The organism is Acinetobacter sp. ANC 4470 (assembly GCF_002135335.1).
In the GTDB taxonomy this organism is placed as follows: Bacteria; Pseudomonadota; Gammaproteobacteria; order Pseudomonadales; family Moraxellaceae; genus Acinetobacter.
On the sequence record NZ_NEGC01000005.1, the window covers coordinates 190,729 to 212,837 of the forward strand.

At 36.8% G+C, this 22,109-nt stretch carries 19 protein-coding genes and 1 tRNA gene; 12 read left to right on the forward strand and 8 right to left on the reverse strand.

Translation table 11 applies throughout. The features are described from left to right. The first annotated feature begins 83 nt into the window (after positions 1-83). The 6 genes from B9T25_RS09420 to B9T25_RS09445 all read left to right on the forward strand — a co-directional run bounded on the left by B9T25_RS09420 (position 84) and on the right by B9T25_RS09445 (position 7,078). Positions 84-848, forward strand: a complete 765-nt coding sequence (locus B9T25_RS09420) for a DUF4184 family protein (protein ID WP_086188172.1) — start codon at positions 84-86, stop codon at positions 846-848. Between the two features lie 162 nt (positions 849-1,010). Next, positions 1,011-2,801: an aspartate--tRNA ligase gene (gene aspS / locus B9T25_RS09425; protein ID WP_086188173.1), complete on the forward strand. Its 1,791-nt coding sequence runs from the start codon at positions 1,011-1,013 to the stop codon at positions 2,799-2,801. 115 nt (positions 2,802-2,916) lie between these two features. Beyond that, complete coding sequence (locus B9T25_RS09430) at positions 2,917-3,138, forward strand: hypothetical protein (protein WP_086188174.1); 222 nt, start codon at positions 2,917-2,919, stop codon at positions 3,136-3,138. 184 nt (positions 3,139-3,322) lie between these two features. Continuing rightward, complete coding sequence (locus B9T25_RS09435) at positions 3,323-4,195, forward strand: lysophospholipid acyltransferase family protein (RefSeq protein ID WP_086188175.1); 873 nt, start codon at positions 3,323-3,325, stop codon at positions 4,193-4,195. A gap of 266 nt (positions 4,196-4,461) precedes the next feature. After that, complete coding sequence (locus tag B9T25_RS09440) at positions 4,462-5,229, forward strand: glycosyltransferase family 32 protein (protein ID WP_086188176.1); 768 nt, start codon at positions 4,462-4,464, stop codon at positions 5,227-5,229. Positions 5,230-5,986: 757 nt separating this feature from the next. Further along, on the forward strand, positions 5,987-7,078 hold the full coding sequence (locus B9T25_RS09445; protein ID WP_086188177.1) for a glycosyltransferase: 1,092 nt from the start codon (positions 5,987-5,989) through the stop codon (positions 7,076-7,078). 20 nt (positions 7,079-7,098) lie between these two features. Here the strand turns inward: B9T25_RS09445 and wecB are convergent, their stop codons facing one another. Then, positions 7,099-8,220, reverse strand: a complete 1,122-nt coding sequence (gene wecB, locus B9T25_RS09450; RefSeq protein WP_086188178.1) for a non-hydrolyzing UDP-N-acetylglucosamine 2-epimerase — start codon at positions 8,218-8,220, stop codon at positions 7,099-7,101. An 85-nt stretch (positions 8,221-8,305) separates the two neighbouring features. Then, entirely contained in the window at positions 8,306-9,070 is a 765-nt protein-coding gene (locus tag B9T25_RS09455) for a glycosyltransferase family 25 protein (RefSeq protein ID WP_086188179.1), read from the reverse strand. A gap of 134 nt (positions 9,071-9,204) precedes the next feature. Here B9T25_RS09455 and B9T25_RS09460 point away from each other — a divergent pair, with 134 nt between their 5' ends. From B9T25_RS09460 to B9T25_RS09470, 3 genes are read left to right on the forward strand one after another with little or no spacing between them, the layout of a single operon-like run. Further along, complete coding sequence (locus tag B9T25_RS09460; RefSeq protein ID WP_086188180.1) at positions 9,205-9,891, forward strand: hypothetical protein; 687 nt, start codon at positions 9,205-9,207, stop codon at positions 9,889-9,891. 4 nt (positions 9,892-9,895) lie between these two features. Further along, positions 9,896-10,831: a glycosyltransferase family 2 protein gene (locus B9T25_RS09465; protein ID WP_086188255.1), complete on the forward strand. Its 936-nt coding sequence runs from the start codon at positions 9,896-9,898 to the stop codon at positions 10,829-10,831. Positions 10,832-10,870: 39 nt separating this feature from the next. Further along, positions 10,871-11,845, forward strand: a complete 975-nt coding sequence (locus tag B9T25_RS09470) for a glycosyltransferase (protein WP_171262754.1) — start codon at positions 10,871-10,873, stop codon at positions 11,843-11,845. 60 nt (positions 11,846-11,905) lie between these two features. Here B9T25_RS09470 and B9T25_RS09475 read toward each other — a convergent pair whose 3' ends face one another. From B9T25_RS09475 to B9T25_RS09500, 6 genes are all read right to left on the reverse strand, one after another. Then, positions 11,906-12,712, reverse strand: a complete 807-nt coding sequence (locus tag B9T25_RS09475; RefSeq protein WP_086188182.1) for a polysaccharide deacetylase family protein — start codon at positions 12,710-12,712, stop codon at positions 11,906-11,908. 12 nt (positions 12,713-12,724) lie between these two features. Next, the gene (locus B9T25_RS09480) at positions 12,725-13,615 is read right to left on the reverse strand and encodes an ELM1/GtrOC1 family putative glycosyltransferase (protein ID WP_086188183.1); all 891 of its coding nucleotides are present in this window, start codon (positions 13,613-13,615) and stop codon (positions 12,725-12,727) included. A gap of 100 nt (positions 13,616-13,715) precedes the next feature. Continuing rightward, positions 13,716-14,642, reverse strand: coding sequence for a branched-chain amino acid transaminase (locus tag B9T25_RS09485; protein WP_086188184.1), 927 nt, complete (start codon positions 14,640-14,642; stop codon positions 13,716-13,718). A 26-nt stretch (positions 14,643-14,668) separates the two neighbouring features. After that, positions 14,669-17,419, reverse strand: coding sequence for a bifunctional [glutamate--ammonia ligase]-adenylyl-L-tyrosine phosphorylase/[glutamate--ammonia-ligase] adenylyltransferase (glnE, locus tag B9T25_RS09490; protein ID WP_086188185.1), 2,751 nt, complete (start codon positions 17,417-17,419; stop codon positions 14,669-14,671). An 83-nt stretch (positions 17,420-17,502) separates the two neighbouring features. Then, positions 17,503-18,774 carry a sensor histidine kinase gene (locus B9T25_RS09495; RefSeq protein WP_086188186.1) on the reverse strand — a complete coding sequence of 424 codons (1,272 nt, stop codon included), beginning with the start codon at positions 18,772-18,774 and terminating at the stop codon, positions 17,503-17,505. Between the two features lie 236 nt (positions 18,775-19,010). Beyond that, positions 19,011-19,097 (reverse strand) — tRNA-Leu (locus B9T25_RS09500). Between the two features lie 195 nt (positions 19,098-19,292). On the opposite strand from B9T25_RS09500, the gene queA reads away from it, so the two are divergent. Genes queA through B9T25_RS09515 form a run of 3 tightly spaced genes read left to right on the forward strand, consistent with a single transcriptional unit; the run spans position 19,293 to position 21,979 of the window. Continuing rightward, on the forward strand, positions 19,293-20,336 hold the full coding sequence (gene queA / locus B9T25_RS09505; RefSeq protein WP_086188187.1) for a tRNA preQ1(34) S-adenosylmethionine ribosyltransferase-isomerase QueA: 1,044 nt from the start codon (positions 19,293-19,295) through the stop codon (positions 20,334-20,336). A 19-nt stretch (positions 20,337-20,355) separates the two neighbouring features. Then, a complete protein-coding gene (locus B9T25_RS09510; protein ID WP_086188188.1) occupies positions 20,356-21,384 on the forward strand; it encodes a hypothetical protein in 1,029 nt (342 codons plus the stop codon). 28 nt (positions 21,385-21,412) lie between these two features. Then, positions 21,413-21,979 carry a LemA family protein gene (locus tag B9T25_RS09515; protein WP_086188189.1) on the forward strand — a complete coding sequence of 189 codons (567 nt, stop codon included), beginning with the start codon at positions 21,413-21,415 and terminating at the stop codon, positions 21,977-21,979. The last annotated feature ends 130 nt before the right edge of the window (positions 21,980-22,109 follow it).

Genomic DNA, 22,109 nt, shown 5'->3' on the forward strand with positions numbered 1-22,109 from the left:
CAATAAAAAACATTTCTTTTAACTAGCTTCGGCTAGACTGTGTTTCCGCCATTAAATCATGATTGAATTTTAAAGACTTTTAGATGCCTTTTACCTTATCACATGCTGTACTTGCACCGCCCATTTCTAAGTTAACAGGTCATGCACTGCCTGTTGCTGCACTTGCTATTGGTTGTATGGTGCCCGATTTAATTCGTTTGTTCATCAATGATCAAGCTGATAAAACGCATCTCTGGACATCAATTGTTCATCCTGACTTATGGATTGGCTTGGGCTTTTGTCTACTTTGGTATCTGCTCTACCGCCCTGTGATTTACCGTTTAAGCGGTATTCAGCACCCATTAAACCTTGAGAATTTCAAATCAACTGTTAAATTTTTAATTGCAGTCATTACAGCCGTACTTGTCGGCACAGCAACGCATATAATTTGGGATGGTTTAACCCATGTTGATTTCAGAACCTTTGCGTTTCAAGACTTTCTAAGTCAAAGCCTCACTTTGTTTAATCATCAATATCCTATGCATCGCATCTTACAAATTGGCAGTTCTATTGTGGTTTTGCCTATTTTGCTTTGGATGTGCATTCAATATTACCGACAACATCAGCAACATCACCCAATTAGTTCAAAAATTAAATGCTTTGCTGCCGTACTCTTACTGACTTCTTTCGTCGTTGGTTGCTTTTCTACTTGGGATTATGCGCGTTATTTTTCCACAGAAATCTGGCATGCAGATCTGTACTTTTTTATTGGTAAATCCATCAATGAGTTTACTCAAGGGGCTTTATCCGTATTTACCTTAGGTAGTCTGTTGTTCTTGTTTTTTGATCGCAATCATCGACTTGGTTGATGCACTAAAGTGAAATGATTCAGCAATTTTCAGTGATTTGACATTGTTTTTAGCTCTACTTCTTGTGACACCCTGCCCAAAGAGGCATAATTCAACATTCAAAGGCGGTACGCTGTTTACGTATACGCTTGCCTTAACCCATATAGTTGGATTTTTTACGCTATGATGCGAACTCATTACTGCGGTACTTTAACCGAATCTCAAATTGACCAAACCGTTACATTATGCGGTTGGGTACATCGTCGTCGTGACCACGGTGGTGTCATCTTCCTAGACATGCGTGACCGTGATGGTCTTGTGCAAGTGGTTATTGATCCAGATACTCCTGAAGCGTTTTCAACTGCTGATAAAGTGCGTTCTGAATTCGTACTCAAAATCACAGGTCGTGTACGTCGTCGTTATGAAGGCACAGAAAATGCCAATATGGTGAGTGGTCAAATCGAAGTTCTAGCTAAGGACATCGAAGTTCTTGCTGCTTCTGAAACACCACCATTCCCATTGAATGATGAAAATACCAATATTTCTGAAGAAGTACGTTTGAAATATCGCTTCCTCGATATTCGTCGTCCTGAAATGCTTGATCGTTTACGTTTTCGTTCTAAGCTCACTAACCTTATTCGTAATTATTTCGAAGAAAACGGTTTTTTAGACGTTGAAACACCAATTTTGACGCGTGCAACACCTGAAGGCGCACGTGACTATTTAGTGCCAAGTCGTGTATCTAACGGTAGCTTCTATGCCCTTCCACAATCACCACAGTTGTTTAAACAATTGTTGATGGTCGGTGGTATTGACCGTTATTACCAAATCGCGAAATGTTTCCGTGACGAAGACTTACGCGCTGACCGTCAGCCAGAATTCACCCAGATCGACGTTGAAACATCGTTCATGAGTGACGATGACATCATGGATTTGATGGAAGTTTTAACCATTAAGATGTTCAAAGAACTTCTGAATGTTGACTTCGGAAAATTCCAACGTATGACTTATGCAGATGCAATGCGTGATTATGCATCTGACAAACCAGATATGCGTATTCCTTTGAAATTGGTTGACGTTGCAGACATGATGCAAGACGTTGAGTTCAAAGTATTCGCAGGTCCAGCTAAAGACCCTAAAGGTCGTATTGTTGCACTTCGTGTACCGGGTGCAGGTTCATTACCACGTAGCCAAATTGATGAATATACTAAATTTGTCGGTATCTACGGTGCTAAAGGTTTGGCTTATATTAAAGTCAACGAACTTGAAAAAGGCATTGAAGGTCTTCAGTCTCCAATCGTTAAATTCATCGAGCCAATCGTGCTTGATTTGTTAAAACGTGTTGGTGCTGAAAATGGCGACATCGTATTCTTCGGTGCGGACAAAGCCAAAGTTGTGAATGATGCGATGGGTGCGTTACGTATCAAAGTCGGTCATGACATGAAATTAGCAACTTGCGAATGGGCTCCACTTTGGGTGGTTGACTTCCCAATGTTTGAAGAAACTGATGATGGCAAATGGACTTCTGTACATCACCCATTCACGCTACCAAAATCAAGCGTTGAAGAAGTGAAGAACAATCCAGGTGCTGCGCTTTCAGTTGCTTATGACATGGTATTGAACGGTACTGAAGTTGGGGGCGGTTCTTTACGTATTTTTAATTTAGAAATGCAACAAGCGATCTTTGCCGCATTGGGTATTTCTGAAGAAGAAGCAGAAGAAAAATTCAGCTTCCTACTCAATGCATTACGTTACGGTGCGCCTCCACACGGTGGTTTGGCATTCGGTCTTGACCGTCTAGTGATGCTCATGACAGGTGCTTCTTCGATTCGCGAAGTGATTGCATTCCCGAAAACCAAGACTGCGGAATGTCCTTTAACTCAAGCACCTGCGCCAGTTGAAGCGAATCAGTTACGTGATTTGGGTATTCGCCTACGCGAAAAACCCAAAGCTGAGGTTAAAGCAGAAGCTTAATCCTTTAAATTCAGTGCTAAAAGACCCTGCCCATGCAGGGTTTTTTATTGCATTGAGATCAGGTCTTGAGAATGGCATAATAGCGACCTATTTTTCCATTGTTGTGAGCAACTTTATGGCTATGCGTCCTGCTGTCCGCCGTCGTGCACTTGTAATCATTATATTTGCTATAGCTCAATGGTTGTTTATGCGTTACATTTTAGCCAATGGTTTGTTTAATATTGATACTAATCAACGTATTCTTTATTTTTGTGTCAGTAGCTTAGGTGGTGCCTTACTCATTTTTGTGAGTTTAATTTATATGGTCTTAAAAGGTAATACCGACAAAGCTGAATAACTTTTCTCTCTATCACCACTAGGTTGACCTCATCTTATTGCCTAGTGGTCGTACTTTATTTTGTTCTCAAGACTTTTGACCCCATTTTCTATACTTTAGAAATGGCGCAGCCGCATTCATGCGCTAAAATCTTTCCAGAATTATTCTTTTATAATGATATTGGCCATAAATAAGTTGCGCTGTTATGTATTTTTTATTCAAAATAATTGCTTTACTCCCGCTTCCTCTCTTGCAGTTAGTCGCCTCTTGGATTGCTATTTTACTCAATAGCCATGATTCATCCATGAAACGAATTACCCGCATTAATCTGCAATTGGCCTACCCAGATTTAAGCCCAGAACAGCAACAACTACTCATCAAAAATAGCTTAAAAAGCCAATGCATGAGCTATGTTGAGTCAATTAAATGTTGGGGTATGCCACCCGAATATAATCGAGCTTTGTTAAAAAATACCTATGGTGAACAGTATTTTACGGAAGCCTTAGCCAATAAAAAAGGGGTGATTGTGGTGATTGCACATTTTGGTTGTTGGGAGCTTTTAACTACATGGCTAAATTTATATAGCTCACCAATGATTATGTACAAGCCCCATAAAAACAAAGGCATTAATCGTTTTATGCTAGAAGCACGCCAACGACTGAGTACAACGCTGGTTCCAACCGATGAAAATGGTGTGCGTGCTATTTTTAAACACCTTAAACAAGGTGGCTTGACTGTGATATTACCCGACCATCTACCCAAAGAATCCGGAGGGATTTATTCCAATTTTTTTGGTCAAAAAACGTTATCTACAACATTGGTGTCAAAGTTAGCCAGTAAAACTCAATGTAATGTAATTGGAGTTAGTTGTATTCGTGATGGAATTTCTGGTTTTAATGTTCATTGTTCACAACTTTCCGATGATATTTTATCCAAAGATTTACAAACTTCCGTGGATAGTCTCAATCAAAATTTAGAAGATATGATTAATGTCGCTCCTGAACAATATATATGGTCTTACAAACGTTTTCGTAAGATTGAAGGGCAAAATAATATCTACCGCCTACAGCGAAATTGAATTCAGATATATTAATATCTGCTTTGAAATCCAAATTTATTTAATAGAATATTCATTACTTTTTCAGATAATTATTTTTCTTCAATTGAGATGAATTATAAAAAATGGCATAATCTTCTGGATTTTTTATACAGGATATTCTCTCATGTATACACACCCTAAATCGCCATATAATTGTTTAAAAGTCAGTTCATCATACAACTAGCTCACCAAAAATAAAGCTTCTCCGATTTATTTTCCTATAATTCTATAATTTGGATGACATAATGATTCCCAAAATTATTCACTACTGCTGGTTTGGGACTAAAGAGCTTCCTGAAGAATGTCAAAAACTAATTAACGATTGGAAAATTTATTGCCCAGATTGGGAAATAAGATTATGGAATGAGCAGAGTTTTAACTTATCTGCCCATCCATTTACACGATCTGCCTATGAACACAAAAAATATGCTTTTGTTTCAGACTATGTTAGAGCATGGGTGCTTTATGAGTATGGCGGTGTATATCTAGATACTGACGTAGAACTGAAAGCACCTCTAGAGCCTTTTTTACAATGTCAGGCTTTTTCTGGATTTGAATCCACGGGGTATCCTTTTACAGCTGTATGGGGTGCAATACCAAAGCACTCATTGACTAAAAACGTTTTAGCTTATTATGCCGACCGCCATTATGAAATGAATCAAGAAACAAATACTGTTTCTGTATCCAGATTAATTATTAACGATTTTGGCATCATTCCCCAAGATGATTCATATCAAAAAGGTTTTGATGGACAATATACCATCGACATTTATCCCTCTACTCATTTTTGCTTAGATCTTCCAGTAAATTATGCCACTCATCATTTTTTTGGTTCGTGGGTAGAAAATCAAAATCAAACTGCTAAAAACTATCTAAATAGTCAATATCAAATCAAGCAGTTAAATCTTCATACTGATTGTATCAACAGCAAAAGTTACCTGCGAGCATTAGCTAAAGTGCTGACCCTTAAATCTATATGGTACCTAATACGTCAATTTGTAAAAAATAAATAGGAGTTCTGTAATATCACCAAATGAATGTTAAATAATAGGTAAAAAAGGTCATTAATCTACATCTAAAGATGTAATAAATAGTGCTCTATTAAAGTAATATATTTAGTATTTCAAATGTTTAGAAGAGATTAAAATAGAGTTTAACCCGACTAATCATATACTTGCAATATTCAAAAGCATAGTGCCATGATTACAATACCTTCATTAGACTTCCATAAGTCGTTTTTTAATCAATATAAGCAATTTGTAAAGCCAAAATTAAAAAACAAATTTAGGAAGTATTGGATTCATGAGAGTGGTATGGATACCACACGTTTCCTATCACCCTTGCACTGCATTTAAAGCAGTGCGTTAAAACTTGCTCAGAATATCCTGTATGGGAAACAAAAGGTTTTTCTTACGGACTCAAAATATATTTTGAAGTCCTCATTTTAACCTTTCAAAAGTATAGCTAATGCCTAGGCAAAGCTATAAAAATTAAATCAATAAAATAAAGTGGTACTGATTTTAAAGAATCGCATATTGAAATTTTTTTGATTTATGCAAGTTATTATTTATTGTTTTTTTGAATAAAAAACAAAATAACAATTCCAATTACAAGTTAAACTTATACATTCTCCCTCTTAATTATTGACAATAAATCGCTCATAATTCTTATCGTCTTATTGAATTCATATAATATCCGAATAAAATATTGGTAAAATCCTGATTATTGACTACCCACCCTTTTATACATTTTAGAGTCAACACATATATCATGAGTAAAAAACGTCTTTTATTTATTCTAGACCATGCATATGGCGGTGGTGCTGAAAGTATTACTATAAATTTAGCTGAGTCTTTAAGTCATGAGTATCACGTTGGTTTAATTATTCTAGATAGAACTAAATTAAGCATAAATATCCCTGATAGTATTACTCAAATTATTATTCAAAATAATAGTAAATTTATTAATTCAAATTTTTGGCGAATAAAAAACCATTCTGCTGAATATAAACATGAAATTCAAAATGCTGTTGATAAATTTAATGCAAATGTTTTAATTATAGGGTTTTGGAATAGTTTACATTTAGCATCTTTTTTAAAGCACCCTCAACTTTATTACTGGATTCATGGGGATATTTTTTACCAACACAAAGCTAAATCTTTTAAATATATATTACGAAATTTTTTCCGTAAAATTAGACAACCTTATTTTTTTAAATCCCTTATGAATGGTCAGAATATTATTGTTGTTAATAAAGATTTAAATAAAAAAATAGCAAAAATTTGTTCAGAATCAAAGATCAAAACTTTATATAATGGCATTCAATCTCGATCAATAAATCAAGAAAAAAATATCATTTGGGATGCAATCTATGTAGGGCGTTTATCTTCAGAAAAACAAGTTGATCATGCTATTAAAGCATTTTCTCAAAGTAATTTGACTGGGAAGATGGCTATCGTTGGTGATGGATATTTAAAAGATACTTTAATACAGCTCTCTCACGATTTAAACATACAAGATCGAGTCTGTTTTTTAGGATGGCTTGCCCCAGATCAAGTAGCACAGCATATTCATTCTAGCCGCTTATTGATTTTGAGCTCCCAGACTGAGGGATACCCCCTAGTAGTCTCAGAAGCCATTTTACTTGACACCCCTGTTGTTGCTTATAAATGCTGTGAAGGTATTTGTCATCAGCTATCAAACCAACTAGCAAGTGGATTAGTTCCACCTCAAAATATCAAGGTTCTGGCACAAACGATCAACCATGTATCTGAATCTGCTTATACAATTACTGAAATAGATAAGAGAAATCTATCTTTAGATACAATGAAAGATAGATTTAAAGAATTAACGGGCATTTAAAATCACGTACAGGATTCGGGTTAAGTAGAGTAATTTTCTAGAAGAATATCTTTGATTCTCAAACTAGCTTTACCATCTCCATAGGGATTACTTGACTGAGACATTTTTTGATAAAAATCACGATCTACTAATAATTTTTCTACCCAAAACTTTATAGATGACTCTGTTGTTCCGACCAATTTAACCGTTCCAGCATCAACAGCTTCCTGTCTTTCTGTTGTATCACGCATGACCAAAACAGGAATACCAAGGCTAGGAGCCTCTTCTTGAATACCACCTGAATCGGTTAATATTAAGTCACTATTTTTCATTAAATTTACAAATTCAAAATAAGATTGTGGTGGTAATAAACTAATATTATTTATATCTTTTAATAGATTAAAAACGGTGTCCTTAACATTTGGATTCATATGAACCGGATAAATGAATTCAATTTGTGGATTTTTTAATGCTAAATCTTTTATAGCCTGACATATATTAATAAAACCTTGACCAAAGTTCTCGCGTCGATGCCCAGTGATTAGAATTTTTTTTGTATGATTCTTAAAGATAAATTCGCTCATATCATAATTTTTAGGTAAAGGTAATTTTTGCTCTGAGGCACTTAACAACGCATCAATCACGGTATTTCCTGTAATAAAAATACTTTCTGATTTTATTTTTTCTTGTTCCAAACACAGAGCTGCTAACGCTGTTGGAGCAAAATGTAGACTCGCAATTTTAGAAATTAATTGCCGGTTGCCTTCCTCAGGCCAAGGTGATTTTAAATTATAGGTGCGTAGACCAGCTTCGACATGACCAATGTCGATTTGATTATAAAAAGCCGATTGAGCAACAACAAATGCCGATAGAGTATCACCATGGACCAACACAATATGAGGCCTATATTGATCATAAACCTCATCCATTGAATTCAAAATATTCGCAGATAGCTTATTCAAGCTTTGATTTTTTTGCATTAAATTCAAGTCAAAATCAGTATGTATATTAAAAGCGTCCAATACCTGATCCAACATTTCACGATGCTGTGCCGTAACTAAAACCTTAACTTCAAATCTCGAATCCTGTTTCAAACACTGGATGAGGGGTGCCATTTTTATGGCTTCTGGGCGTGTTCCAAAGGATATTAAAACTTTTATCATATTATTCATTAAAAACTTCGAAGATTAAAATTAAGGCATATATAATTTATTATACAAATTATATAAATGAATATTTTTTAATTTATTAAAAGGATTTCAAAACCAATTTCAAAATCCTTTTAATAAATGAATACCAGATTTTTTCTATTAAATTAACTTTAACTTTATGATGGGGAAAAAAATTCTGGCGTTCTGCATCTATATAACTATGACTGCCTCCCCCTTCAATAGGCGGATGCTCAAACAAATAAGTCGCATATAAATGTGGAATTGGTTTTAAATATGCGAGTTCTTCCCAATGGTCACAACCACGCGGGGATTGATGATAATCCACTAAAATTTGTGCCATTTGGCGGTCAACCATATAAGCATAAGTTGAAGATAGATTTTTATAAAAGAAAGGGTGGATGTCTAAAATGGGTTGATCAAATAACTTATTGACTAAAAATCGACCTTTCACCTTGCGACTATAAGGAAGTTGAATCCCTCCCAAACTCAATAAAAAACCTGAAGCGAGCTGTAAATCTTTAACATTATTTTCCAATTCATTTAGATCATAAAACTGGTTTTGAATTGCATCATCTTCAAAAAAAATTGCATATTCCTCACTGCCCTTCAAAAAATCTTGATATGCAGCTAAGTGAGATAAGGTGCACCCTAACTCCCCAGGGGTTAAAGCCTTCTTTTTCCCGAGTACAGCAAGCTGAAAATAGTCTTTAGTCGGTACATCTACACCTTTTACACCTTTCACCACAAAATCACTTTTAAAATTTTTAAAAGTATCCTGAGCAAAAAATTGCTGTAAGCGTCGGCTTGGTTCTTTTTCAATGCTAATCAGATACTTTTTCAAGAGAAAACCACACCTTTTTTCAGATCTATATATTTTATCAGGAACACTCTTCGCATTTTAGAGGCATCATAGATTTTTTTACCAAAATCTCCTATGATGTTTCGCTTGCAACACTAAATAGTGACGATGTATTCATGACCAAACTTGCGTATTCTTCAGACATTTATCATATTAAAATTGAAGAATTGCTTGCGCTTTCAGATGCTTATTTTAAGTCACCATTTGAAAACCTATACAGTGATGACGTTGTTTTATTTATTGGTCAAGAAAAGAAAAAACTCCCCGATACTTTAGCCTGTGGACGAGATGTCTTAGTTCAGGCATTGAATAATGGACTCACCCATTATCCAACACGCATCTTATTTGAACAAAGAGCACCACAATTACAATTCTTCGCATTATTAAAACCTTTACGCAAAAAATACCAAGATTTTTCAATGCTTAGCTATGAAATTCAATTGTCAGATATTATTGAGAATAAATTAGAACGTAATATCAAGTCTGAAGAAACAGCATACAATTATAGTGACCGCAATAAATGGGGTGTGCCGAAAGATCAAAGACAAGCGCGTTTTCATGAAATTGATGAATCTTTTAAAAAGGATGGCTATGACAAACGCTATCCTATGGCAATTATGCTATGTCGTGGTTTAGGTGTAAAAGATAAGCTTCATCAGGGACATCATCGGATGTTTTTTTGCCGAAAATATAATATTCAATACGTACAAATACAGTTTTTAGCATGTAACAGCTTTACGGGTCAGCTTAAACAATTCTTTTTATGGTTAAATAAGACCATTAAATATAAACAAGTGAATTAATATGATGGCTTCACTTAGCATTTCAGTTGTGCTTACTCATTTCAATAAAGGCCCTTTATTGCAACGTACAATAGAGTCATTGAATCCTGATTTGCCTGAATTAAGTGAAATCATTGTTGTAGATGACTGCTCTACAGATCCTCAATGGCCAGAATTTTCAAAACACTTAGAAGAATTATATTTTCCAAAACTAAAAATTATTCGTAATCAAGATAATCAAGGACCTGCACGTCGACTCAATCAGGGTGGAAATAATGCGCAAGGTGATTACATTTTCTTTATGGATGCAGATGATGTGTTGGTTCCCAACCGTTTAAAAGATATTGCTAATCAACTACAAGTAAGCAATTGTGATTTATTTTATGGTAATAAAGTCAAAACACATAATCTTGATGTCATTCAGCAGCATCCAAACATGGATACTAGCATTAGTGAAGATCCATTAAGTTTTATTATTCAGCACAACATTATGGAAATGTGTGTGATGAGTACTAAGTCAGTGTGGCAAAAATCGGGAGGATGTAATCCTTCGCTCTTCATTCAAGATGAATCACTTTCTTTACAATTAGGGCGTGTAGCTCAAAAACTGCTTTTTACAGAAACCCCTACTGTTTTTGTTATTCTCGATGAAGAAGAAACTAAACAAAAAAGGGGGAACAATCGTCTTTCTCAAAATTTAAATCAGCAGCATCATGACACATTTATTACTATTTATGATTTTCTAAATTCAAATCAGCTCACTCAATCTCAACAACACAAGTTAAAACAAAAAGCACTTTCAACCTATTGGAAAAGCTTAAAATTTAGAAATAAAAAAACATTTATTGAGTTTATTTATTATATCTTAGGTAAATCTTATCCTGAAAAATTATGGGTTAAGCGTCAAGCTCAATTAAAATCTTATTTTGAGCAGTTAGACCATGTGCGTAAACCCAATTAAGTTACTTTATTCAGCTCAAGTTCAATGGTTATTTCTAAAATGAATCAGCTTTTAGTGTCGATCATCACGCCTTGTTTCAATAATCACGATACAATTATTGAAACAATTGAATGTGTACAAAAACAAAGTTATTCCAAGATTGAACATATTATTGTTGATGATGGATCAAATACGCCTATCGCAAAAACTATTCAGCAGTTCATTGACGCTCAACAAGTCAAATATTTTAGACAGTCAAACCAAGGCGTAGCGGCTGCACGAAATTATGCGGCTCAACAAGCAACTGGAGAAATTTTAGTTTTTTTAGATGCAGATGATTTACTTGCTCCAAATTACATAGAAAAGGTTGTCCAAGCATTTCAGCAGCATCCACAGAGTTCTATGGTTGCTTGTTATGTTACAGAGTTTGGCCGTTCGACAAGTAAAACGAAAATTAAACCTTTTGATCTAAAAGATTTCTATTTCCATAACAGCTTATTCCCTTCTATTATTTCTGTTAAAAAGCAATATTTCGACCAAATCAATGGCTACAATCCAGCACTAAAAGTCTGCGAAGATTGGGATTTATATTTACGGATTGCTGAAATTAATGCCCATATACATATTATTCCTGAATATTTATTTTTCTATCGCAAACATAATAATAGCTCAAGCCTGACAGATTTAATGAGCAAAGATAAATTGACAGTTCATCAAGCTTATTTCAATCTTTATCAAGCACATAAAGATTATTATGACATGCAATTACTGTCTCCGCTTAATGTCGCATATTTGCATATAAAGTCGCAAAAACGCATCAATAAAATTCTCAAAATAACAAATACTTTAAGTATGGTCGGTTTGCTATGCTCATTAATTTCATTGCTGATTAATTATAGTTCGTGGATAGGACTGCTATTTAATATACCGATTTTTATTGTTTTTATTATTCTTTTTATCATAAGTAAAAATACTATAAGAAAAATGAAAAGTTTTCAGTTGGATCAAATTCCAACACTAAATCAAATTCAATAACAGACTTAAATCCTAAAGAAAGCAGACTAAATAATGAGTCTGCTTTTTATTTCAATCATTTTAAGCTCGTTTTCCCAATTTCAAGCGTAATTTAACCGTAAACATCGAATCTTTACCGCTAATTTTAATGCGCTGTAATTGCATAAAATCAGGATCCAAGCCATCGATTCCTTCTTCTGTAGTTACGGCATTGCTATAGCCAGCTTGTTTTGCCAAAACAACATCACGCTGTGAATAAATACCAAATGGATAAGCAAAACTTGTCACCGATTTAGCCGTTAAATTTTCTAATTGTTGTTTCGATTGAGTTAATTCTGCCAAGCACTCGATATCATCTAATTTATTTAAATTAGCATGAGTCATGGTATGTGAACCAATTTCAACCCATTGACTATTTGCTAAAAATTGGACTTGCTCATCATTCAGTTTTGCTTCACGTGCCAATTCACCACTATTATGATGTGCCTTTTTATAAGTAGACCAATCGCGATCATGACGATCGACCACCACATAAATTGTGGCTTTGACTTGGTATTTTTCCAAAATTGGATAGGCATTTTCTAAATTATCCAAATAACCATCATCAAAAGTAATGGCTACAGTTTTTTCAGGATGTTTACCCCAATTTTTCTGTAATTCTTGCATCGTTACAAAATGAAAACCTTCAGCTTTCATCCATGCCACTTGCTTTTCAAATTCCTCAGGCTTTACCCGTAATTTATTAAACTTAGCGCCATCAATATGTTCACGTACCATATGGTACATCAGCACACGAGGTCGCTTCCAATCTATAGCAGGCTTCCACCATGCATATTTATAACTAAATACGGTGACTAATATGAGCAATAGAATGAATAAATAAATCACAGTTAAACCTAATTATTGGGTTAAAAGATATGTTGCCACACGCTCTGCTTCTTTAAAAGCATGAGGTTCAACTAACATTTCAATAGATGTATGGTCAGACACTAAATTAGATTGAATAATTTGATCTATCGATTGAGTAATTCTATCAGATTTCAAACGGTCAATTTTCATCACCCCAACTTTACAGCCCGCTGTTAATGCCTCAAAAATCATCGAAACACTATCTTCAGTGACCCAAACTGCTTCTGCTTTTTGCATTTCCTCAAAAATCCAACCTTGCGGTGTTTGTTCAACTGGAAATATGTGTAGATGAGATGCAAATAATTTTTCATGCAAATGAGCTAAGAACTCTTGGGGTGTACGCCGTGAAGTGGTCAAAATAATGTTTGCTTGAGGATGGTTCTTCACTATTTCATCAATGGAAGCCAAAACCTTTTCTTCATTCCATTGATGGCGTTTCGATGCCCCACCTAATGCAATTAAAATTCTATTTTTTTGATGGCGTTGTTCATTCACAATTGGATTCAACGCACCTTTTGTAGTGATAACATGAGCAGATGCTTCAACGTCATCATGTTCTGGAATCACGGCATAATTAAACCAAGTAAATGGAAAATTTGGCTTCATCATAATTACGGTTTTGGCTTGCGGATACACTTTTCCCAGCAATAAAACACGTGCTTGGGTATGACTTCCTACACCAAAAATATAATCGGGTGGCTGAGAAACAGCCGAAGTGCTATGTTTGAATGTGGCGCATAACAAGCTAAAAATGGGCAATTGATCAATGAGAATCTCTTCAAAATTCACCGCTTCTATACGCTGTCTTTGCATTGCCTGATACAAACCGATTGCTTGTGAACGATGCCCTGCCTTTCCATCACTAACATAGACAATATGCATAAAAATGTCCTTCGAAGAGAATCAACCTAAATCTAGAAAACACATAACCAATAAAAAAGGCGAAAACCAAGTTTTCGCCTTTTCATCTTAACTGATCAGCTTATTTTACGTAAGTTAACCAGTGTGCATATTTAGGGTCTTTACCCTGAACTGCATCAAAGTATGCTTTCTGGATTTGCGTTGTAATTGGACCACGCGAACCACAACCAATTTCACGGTCATCATATTCACGAATTGGCGTTACTTCCGCAGCAGTACCGGTAAAGAATGCTTCATCACCAATATAGAACTCATCACGAGTAATACGACGTTCAATCACTTCATAACCCAAGTCTTTAGCAATGGTGATAATCGTTTGACGCGTAATACCGTCTAAAGCACCACCCGAAATTTCCGGTGTATGCAGCACTCCATCTTTCACTAAGAATACGTTTTCGCCTGAACCTTGGCATACATAACCTTGTGGGTCCATGAGCATTGCTTCATCGTAGCCAGAGTGTGCCACTTCCTGATGTGCAAGAATAGACAAGGTATAGTTACCCGATGCTTTTGCTTTACACATGGTCACGTTTGGATGGTGATGTGTGAAAGATGACGTTTTAACACGAATACCTTTCGCCATTGCTTCATCGCCAAGGTAAGCACCCCAGCTCCATGCAGCAACAGTGGCATGAATTGTATTGTCTGTTGCAGCGATCCCTAATTTTTCAGAACCAATAAAGATAATTGGACGTAAATAGCAAGAAACCAATTTATTTTCACGCACAACATCAATCTGAGCTTGTTCTAAAGTCGCTTGATTATATGGAACTTTCATTTGATAAATTTTTGCAGAATTCAGCAAACGTTTAGTGTGATCTTGCAAACGGAAAATCGCAGTTCCATTCGGAGTTTCATAGGCACGGACACCTTCAAAAACCCCCATACTGTAATGTAATGTATGAGTTAAAACGTGAATTTTCGCTTCACGCCAATCAACCATTTGTCCATCTTGCCAAATAAAACCATCACGATCAGCCAAATTCATGACACAAACTCCAAATTTTTATACAATTATTCACGTTCCAAAGCGAAGGTCGCTGTTGGATCAATTAATCTCTGCCATAGCTTGCAAACCACCTCTCGGGTATCGAACCAGTCCGCAGCATTCACTTGCATCGATTGATTGGCAAGGGCTAAACGGTGGCTCTCAGCGCGTTCACTTAAATAGGCTTGAATCAATGCTGTCGCGTCGTTACTGGATAAGCAACCGGCGTTTGCGGCATCCTCAAGGATTCTTACATTGTCGGAATAATGGGCGAGATCAGAATTCGCCCCACTCCATGCGAGTACCGCATACTGTGCCATAAATTCAATATCAACGATACCACCTGCATCCTGTTTTAAATGAAAAATCCCATCTTTTTGCTGTTCTTTTGACGAGCCCAAATGGTCTTTCATTTTCTGACGCATTTTGAGCACTTCTTCACGAACGTGGGCTTCGTCACGAGGCTGAGTCAAAATACGACAACGCAATGCTTCAAATTTAGCGCGTAAACTTTGCTCGCCTGCAATTGAACGGGCACGAACCAAAGCCTGATGCTCCCATAACCATGCACTCTTCAATTGATATTGTTCAAAGGCTTTTAAACTGGTGACCAACAGTCCCGCTTCACCTGATGGGCGTAGACGGGTATCAATTTCATACACACGTCCATCTAAAGTCTGCGTGGTCATGAGCGACATAAATTTCTGTGCCACACGTATCGCAAATTCAAAGCCACTGATTTTTTTCGAACCATCCGTGTCGCTCTGTTCATCCATATAATGAATAAACACCAAATCCAAATCTGAACCATAACCCAGCTCAATGCCACCGACTTTGCCATAACCTGCGACAGCAAATGCCATATGGTCAATTGCGCAACGCTGACCATCCGCATCAATAGGATAACCATGTTTTTTCGCTGTAATCTGATAGGCCAAATTTAACGTTGCATTGACCGAAACTTCAGCAATATCGGTTAAAGCATCTGACACTTTCATCAAAGGACTTTCTGCCAAGACATCACTTGCTGCGACAGCCAAAACATTAGATTTTTTAAAGAGTCGCAGTACACGGAGTTGGTCTTCAACCTGATCAATTTCAATACGCAGTAATTGCTGGCGTAATGAATCTTCTAGATCTTTGCGTTTTGGCAACTCAAAGTCCATCGACAAAAACTCATCAAGTAACACTGGGTAATGGGTCAATTCTTCACAAATCCACGGACTGACTGTCGCCATTTTCACCAGTCGCTGTAGTGCCCCTTTACTTTCAATCAACATCACTAAATACACAGTACGGCGCATCACCGACTCAACCAAAGGCATAAGGCGTAAAAGAGCAACTTGTGGTTTATCTGACTGTAAAATTGCTTCAATGAGATGTGGCCAAAAGGTTTTTAAGCGTTGTACCGCTTTTGCTGGTAATTTTTTTAAGGCATGCCCATACCAAAACTCATGCACCAAATTTTTTGCACCATCATCCAGTACAGCCTCCAGTTGTTTTTCCAACTGGCTAAAGCTTTCAATTAAAGGATCGGGCTCTTTTTCTTTAATTAGATGTTCAAACTGATAAATAACTTTGCCCCGTTTCGTATTTAACGTTTCAAGGAATGCCTCCCAATTGCTAAAAGCTAAAGTATCCACAATACGTTGACGCAATTCAGGCTCAGTAGGTAAAGATTGGGTTTGTTGATCATTCAATGCTTGAATCGCATGCTCCACACGGCGCAAGAAAAGATAAGCATCTTCTAATTCAGTCACCGCTTGCGTATCCAAAAGCCCGACTTCACCCAAATGATGCAGACTGACTAAACATTGGCGATCTTGTAATTCCAGTTTAGAGCCGCCATAAATCAGCTGAAAAACCTGAACAATGAATTCAACTTCACGAATACCACCTGCACCAAGCTTGATGTCATCCTCAATATTACGACGCAACACTTCACGCTCGATCATGGCTTTCATTTCGCGCATGGCTTCAAAAGCGCTGTAATCGACATATTTTCTAAACACGAAGGGTCGGGTCATATCCAGCAACTCACCGCCTTCTTTTCCACCTGTAACAATGCGCGCCTTAATCCATGCATAGCGCTCCCACTCACGTCCGTGCTGGCTTAAATATTTTTCTAAAGCGACATGGCTAATCGCAAGAGCCGAGCCATCACCCCACGGACGTAAACGCATATCGACACGAAAGACAAAACCATCTGCACTAATATGATCCAGCAAATAAATTAATTTTTGTCCCCAGAGAATACAGAATTGCTGTACATCAATGCATTTTCGGCCATTACTTTCACCCTGTTCATCAAAGGCAAAAATAAGATCGATATCACTAGACAGATTCAGTTCTTGCGCACCAAGTTTCCCCATCGCCACAACAATTAAATCCTGCACTTTGCCATTATAACCAACAGGCTCACCATGCTTAGCCACCAGCGGAATTCTGGCAAAATCTTTTGCTGCGCAAATTGCTGCATCGGCAAAATCGGACAGCTCACGTGTTAAGGTCACCACATCGGTCAATTGGTTCGCATCTTGCCAAATCCAACGAAACATGAGACGTGCGCGAAGAATACGAATTTCCCGCATCCATGTCGCTTCATCGCTGAGGTGATCTAAAGAGCTTTGCACAAAGTTTTGAATTTGTTGTGTCGTTAAAGGCTTTAGAAATTGGTCAACTGCATAATCTTGTTCTAAAAATACGCTGTGATTGCCCAATACAAGTTCTGCATATTGGCTCGCACGTAATGTCTTCTGCAATTGTTCCGCATTCATTTCTAAACCTTCAGCCTCATTTTTTTCTAGTTATATCAGCTGAAAAGAAATAGGGGAAAAGAAATTTAAGCTTCTGTTGTTTTTTATTCAGCAATCGCCTGCTTAATGCCATCTAACGGTAAAGCTTGATGCGTATTCACCGCAATCGGCAAAGAAACTTTAAATATCGTTCCCTCGCCTTCTTTGGACTGTACCGAAATTTCACCGTGGTTTAAGTCAACAAAGCGTTGACATAACACCAAACCTAAACCCATACCTTTCTCACCCGCAGTCCCCTTAAAACTGACCGTTAAGCGTGGTTGGAACAATTCATCAATTTGGCTTTGCGTCATGCCGAGCCCACTATCTTGAACATAAATATCAATACTCTGTTCTGATTTTTCAGCGTACATGGTGACTTTACCCGTACCATCCACATAGGTGAATTTTAGCGCATTAGAAACCAGATTCTGTAAAACCGAGGTCACCATATTAATATCGGCATAGACTTTTAAATCATCGGGTACTTGATCAATCAGTTGGATATTTTTCTTAATCGCCAAAGTATTCAAGACATCAAAAACAATTTTTGAAGATTGTTTTAAACTGAAATTGATGGGATGGTAAATAAAGCGCCCACCTTCTGCCATTGCCCAATTCAATAAACTCTCTAAAAAATTGTAAGTCGATTGTGAGGTATCTAATAAATAATCAGCAATACTCTGAATGTTTGAATCATCAAGCGTGGCTCGTTCTTGAGCCAAAACTTCTGAGAAGCCAATTAAGCCGTGAAATGGCGCACGTAAATCATGTGCTATAATTTGAAAAAACTTGGTTTTACTCGAGTTTAAGGCACATTGTTGTTCATATAATTCTTTTAGTTCGGCATAATCTGAATGTAATTCAATAATCTTAATCAAACTCATGGCAAGTTCATGCACAAGTTCTAAATTTTTCTCATTAAATTCATCACACTGCTCATCAAATAAAATAACGTGCCCGATAGATTCTGTTTTATTTATTTTTAAATCAAAAGCCACAATTCGATTATGTACAACGCCCAAATCATGCACATGTTGAGAAAAAGCAGCATAATTTTTATGCTTGGCGCTTAGAATCATATCGCCTTCAAAAAATACAGCTAAATTAGTTTCTTTTTCTGAGTGAAATGCTTTAAATCCTTTGGCTGAAGCATACCAAATGTATGGCTCATTATGAAAACCAAGAATGCCACAATCTGTTTGTAAAATGCCACGGGCAAATTTCAAAAAACCTTCGACACGATTATCTGGAGTAAAAACACCAAGCAATAATGATATTTTACATGCACTGAGCTGCTCTGTTGCTGAGCCTATTTCAAGTAACTGCATTTTCATCTCTGCCTCGTAAATTTTACCCTCTATAGTTAAAAAACAACTATTTCTTATTTACTCTATTAACAAACTTTAACATAGAACACAATGCAAAAAAGACATAAATAGTCCCAAAGTGACAATTTTAGACAGGCCGTATTTTCATTGTTGCTGACCTGACGTTAAGCCTCAGAATTTAATCAATTTTTAACCATAAAAAAACCCCAAGCTTTTCGTACAGCTTGGGGTTTTTTTGAATCTGGTCCCGAGGGTCGGACTCGAACCGACACATCATCTCTGATAGTGGATTTTGAATCCACCGCGTCTACCAATTTCACCACCTCGGGAAAGGGGCTTACAAGCATATGAGCTTGTGGTCGCTATATTACTATTAAACTTTAAATTGTCAATTATCTAACCCAGCCAACTGATCACTTTTACAGCAAAAGTAAAAACTTTGTCTTAAAAAACATCAAATACCATCTAGTCAACCCTTTTCAGGACTATAATGCAGACGTTTTTTTTATTGTTATACATTGAAGATGCAACTTTCCGACTTTAACTTTGATCTCCCTGACGAGCTAATTGCTCGCTACCCTTTAGATACCCGCAGTGCTTCGCGCCTTTTGCATTTAGATCAGCAAGGGCAATATCACGACTGCCATTTTACGGATATTTTTGATTTACTCGATGCCGGTGACTTACTGATTTTAAATGACACTAAAGTGATGAAAGCACGGCTGAAAGGAAAACGTGCAACGGGTGGTGCTGTTGAAGTTTTAGTGGAACGGATGCAGGATAAGTTTATTGCGCATTGCCACATTAAAGCCAGTAATTCGCCTAAGGCAGGTGCTGAACTTTTTATCGGTGATGATGAAATAAAAGTCACAGTGCAAGGTCGTCATGAAAACTTATTTATTGTCGAGTTTTCACAACCTATTTTAGATGTGCTCGATCAATACGGTGCTTTACCCATTCCTCCGTATTTTAATCGTGAAGCCGAAGCTATTGATACCGAACGTTATCAAACGGTATTTAATGACCCAACTAAACTGGCAAGCGTCGCCGCTCCTACAGCGAGTCTGCACTTTGACCAAGACTTATTGGAAAAGTTAGCAGCCAAAGGCATTCAAAAAGCCTTTGTGACGCTGCATGTTGGCGCAGGGACCTTCTTACCAGTACGCACGACAGACATCCATAATCATATTATGCATAGCGAATGGTGTGATGTTCCTGAACAGACCGTTGAATTGATTCGTCAAACCAAAGCACGTGGTAATAAAGTGATTACTGTGGGCACAACTGCAACACGTGCCATTGAAAGTGCCGCGCAAGCCCATGGCGGAACATTAGCTGCATGGACAGGTGATACACAAATTTTTATCTATCCAGGTTATGAGTTTAAGGTGGTCGATCGCTTAATCACTAACTTCCATCTACCTGAATCTACGCTATTAATGCTCGTTTCAGCATTATCAAATCGTGATAATATTTTGCATGCCTATCATCATGCTGTCGAAGCAAAATACCGCTTTTTTAGTTATGGTGATGCCATGCTGATTGATAAAATTACACCTTCATCTTGACTCATAAAAGAAGAACACCATGCCGCTCGATAGCGTTCAACATTCGATTCATATTCGACGTAAAAAAAATGAACGTGTTTTTCAAAATATCGCGCGGCTACAGGATCTTGGACGTAAAGCGCAAAGCCATCAGGACATTTTAGACGGTCTGCATCCATGGAATGCACCAATTGTGCTTAAATTTGAAAATGTCTTACCTGTGCTTTTAGCAGTGGTAGGTTTATTTTTTATGTTGCTGATTTTTATTGCCCCCACTAATATTTGGATGCAATTGGGGCTGATCAGTGGGCTACTTATGATTTTTTGGGCCTATATCAGTTATGAAGATCAACAACCCATTGATGATGTGATCGAATTCTTAGAACAACAAAGCATTAATAAAAAATACCAGTTAGCTTTGCATCAACAACCACAACATATCTCTGTTCCATTACAACCTGTTTTATTTATTGCCCATTTAAAACGACTATTCCCCGTGTTTAATCAAGGTACGATTTCTAATGACCTACCCTACTATGCCAGTACCGTCTGGGAAGATGAAGAGGGTCAACAACATCAAGTGATGGTTTTTCAATATCACTATATCAATGAAATTCGTGTCCGTGATAAAGACGGTGATGATGTCAAAGTCAAAGAAATTCATAAAGACTTATGGGGTGTTTTTGTTTTTGATGTAGAAACACAAGGGCTTGCCATCACAACAGCAAACAAAGACTTTGATTATCCTTATCGTTTTCCTTGGCATACCAGCGATATACAAACCAATCAAAAGCTAAACATTTTTGGCAGCGATGAAATGCAAACCGCAAAGCTCCTGTCACCTGCATTTGTACTGAGATTGGCAGACTTTTTTGCCCAGCGTCAGGGAGACTTAATGTTCCATCCTAGCAGTCATACCTTATGCTTTTTAGGACCAGCAAATTTATTTAAAATTTCAACACAAGCAAAAAACATTCAAGATATTTCTGCATTACGTGGACACTTACGTACTTTTAAATTACCTTATCTAGAAAGCTTACAGCGTGATTTAACACATTTTTTAAAATAGAAATCATTCATAATTTGGGGACTTATCCATGGGGTTATTGATTTTTTTACTCTTGATCATCGCTGCGGTTGTCGCATGTGTCATGATTCGAAATAATATCGTTCGCCATCACAATGCGTCTATTCGAGCTTGGTCAGATGTTGCCACTTATGAACGTCAAAAAATTAAAATTTTAGATGCTCTACAACCATTGGTGGAACAATATTCAAACTTTGAAAAAGGGACTTTAGAAAAAGTCACCGAACTGCGTCAAAATATTTTAAATTTAAATGTGAACAATACTGATGTTTCGCAATTACAACGCATTGAAAGCTTAAATAAAGAACTGATGCATAGTTTAAATGTCGTAGTTGAAAACTATCCTGAACTTAAAGCCAATGAAATTTATCTTAAAATGATGAATGAAATTGAAGAACAAAATGAAAATGTCGGTGCTGCCATTACCATCTTTAACCGTAATGTAGAATTATTTAACAACCACATTCAAATTTTCCCGAATAACATTGTCAATACCATGACTCTTGGTAAAAAAGCCGTTCGTCCCTTTCGAGACCAAGCAGCCACTCAAAATTTTGACTACCGACCGAATTTTTAACCTATACAGACGTTTTGCATCCTTTGCCATGAAAGATGCAAGACGCTCTATTTAAAAATATTTTTATTGCTCTTTAATATTCACCCGCATTAAGAAATCAAAGCCAGCGACACATTAAAAAAACAATCCC

Coding starts and splice junctions, on each gene's coding strand:
- B9T25_RS09460 (WP_086188180.1), top strand. CDS start 9,205: ATGACCAAACTTGCGTATTCTTCAGACATTTATCATATTAAAATTGAA.
- B9T25_RS09480 (WP_086188183.1), bottom strand. CDS start 13,615: ATGCATATTGTCTATGTTAGTGATGGAAAGGCAGGGCATCGTTCACAA.
- B9T25_RS09440 (WP_086188176.1), top strand. CDS start 4,462: ATGATTCCCAAAATTATTCACTACTGCTGGTTTGGGACTAAAGAGCTT.
- B9T25_RS09445 (WP_086188177.1), top strand. CDS start 5,987: ATGAGTAAAAAACGTCTTTTATTTATTCTAGACCATGCATATGGCGGT.
- B9T25_RS09435 (WP_086188175.1), top strand. CDS start 3,323: ATGTATTTTTTATTCAAAATAATTGCTTTACTCCCGCTTCCTCTCTTG.
- wecB (WP_086188178.1), bottom strand. CDS start 8,220: ATGATAAAAGTTTTAATATCCTTTGGAACACGCCCAGAAGCCATAAAA.
- glnE (WP_086188185.1), bottom strand. CDS start 17,419: ATGAATGCGGAACAATTGCAGAAGACATTACGTGCGAGCCAATATGCA.
- queA (WP_086188187.1), top strand. CDS start 19,293: ATGCAACTTTCCGACTTTAACTTTGATCTCCCTGACGAGCTAATTGCT.
- B9T25_RS09485 (WP_086188184.1), bottom strand. CDS start 14,642: ATGAATTTGGCTGATCGTGATGGTTTTATTTGGCAAGATGGACAAATG.
- B9T25_RS09465 (WP_086188255.1), top strand. CDS start 9,896: ATGGCTTCACTTAGCATTTCAGTTGTGCTTACTCATTTCAATAAAGGC.
- B9T25_RS09510 (WP_086188188.1), top strand. CDS start 20,356: ATGCCGCTCGATAGCGTTCAACATTCGATTCATATTCGACGTAAAAAA.
- aspS (WP_086188173.1), top strand. CDS start 1,011: ATGATGCGAACTCATTACTGCGGTACTTTAACCGAATCTCAAATTGAC.
- B9T25_RS09470 (WP_171262754.1), top strand. CDS start 10,871: ATGAATCAGCTTTTAGTGTCGATCATCACGCCTTGTTTCAATAATCAC.
- B9T25_RS09495 (WP_086188186.1), bottom strand. CDS start 18,774: ATGAAAATGCAGTTACTTGAAATAGGCTCAGCAACAGAGCAGCTCAGT.
- B9T25_RS09430 (WP_086188174.1), top strand. CDS start 2,917: ATGGCTATGCGTCCTGCTGTCCGCCGTCGTGCACTTGTAATCATTATA.
- B9T25_RS09420 (WP_086188172.1), top strand. CDS start 84: ATGCCTTTTACCTTATCACATGCTGTACTTGCACCGCCCATTTCTAAG.
- B9T25_RS09515 (WP_086188189.1), top strand. CDS start 21,413: ATGGGGTTATTGATTTTTTTACTCTTGATCATCGCTGCGGTTGTCGCA.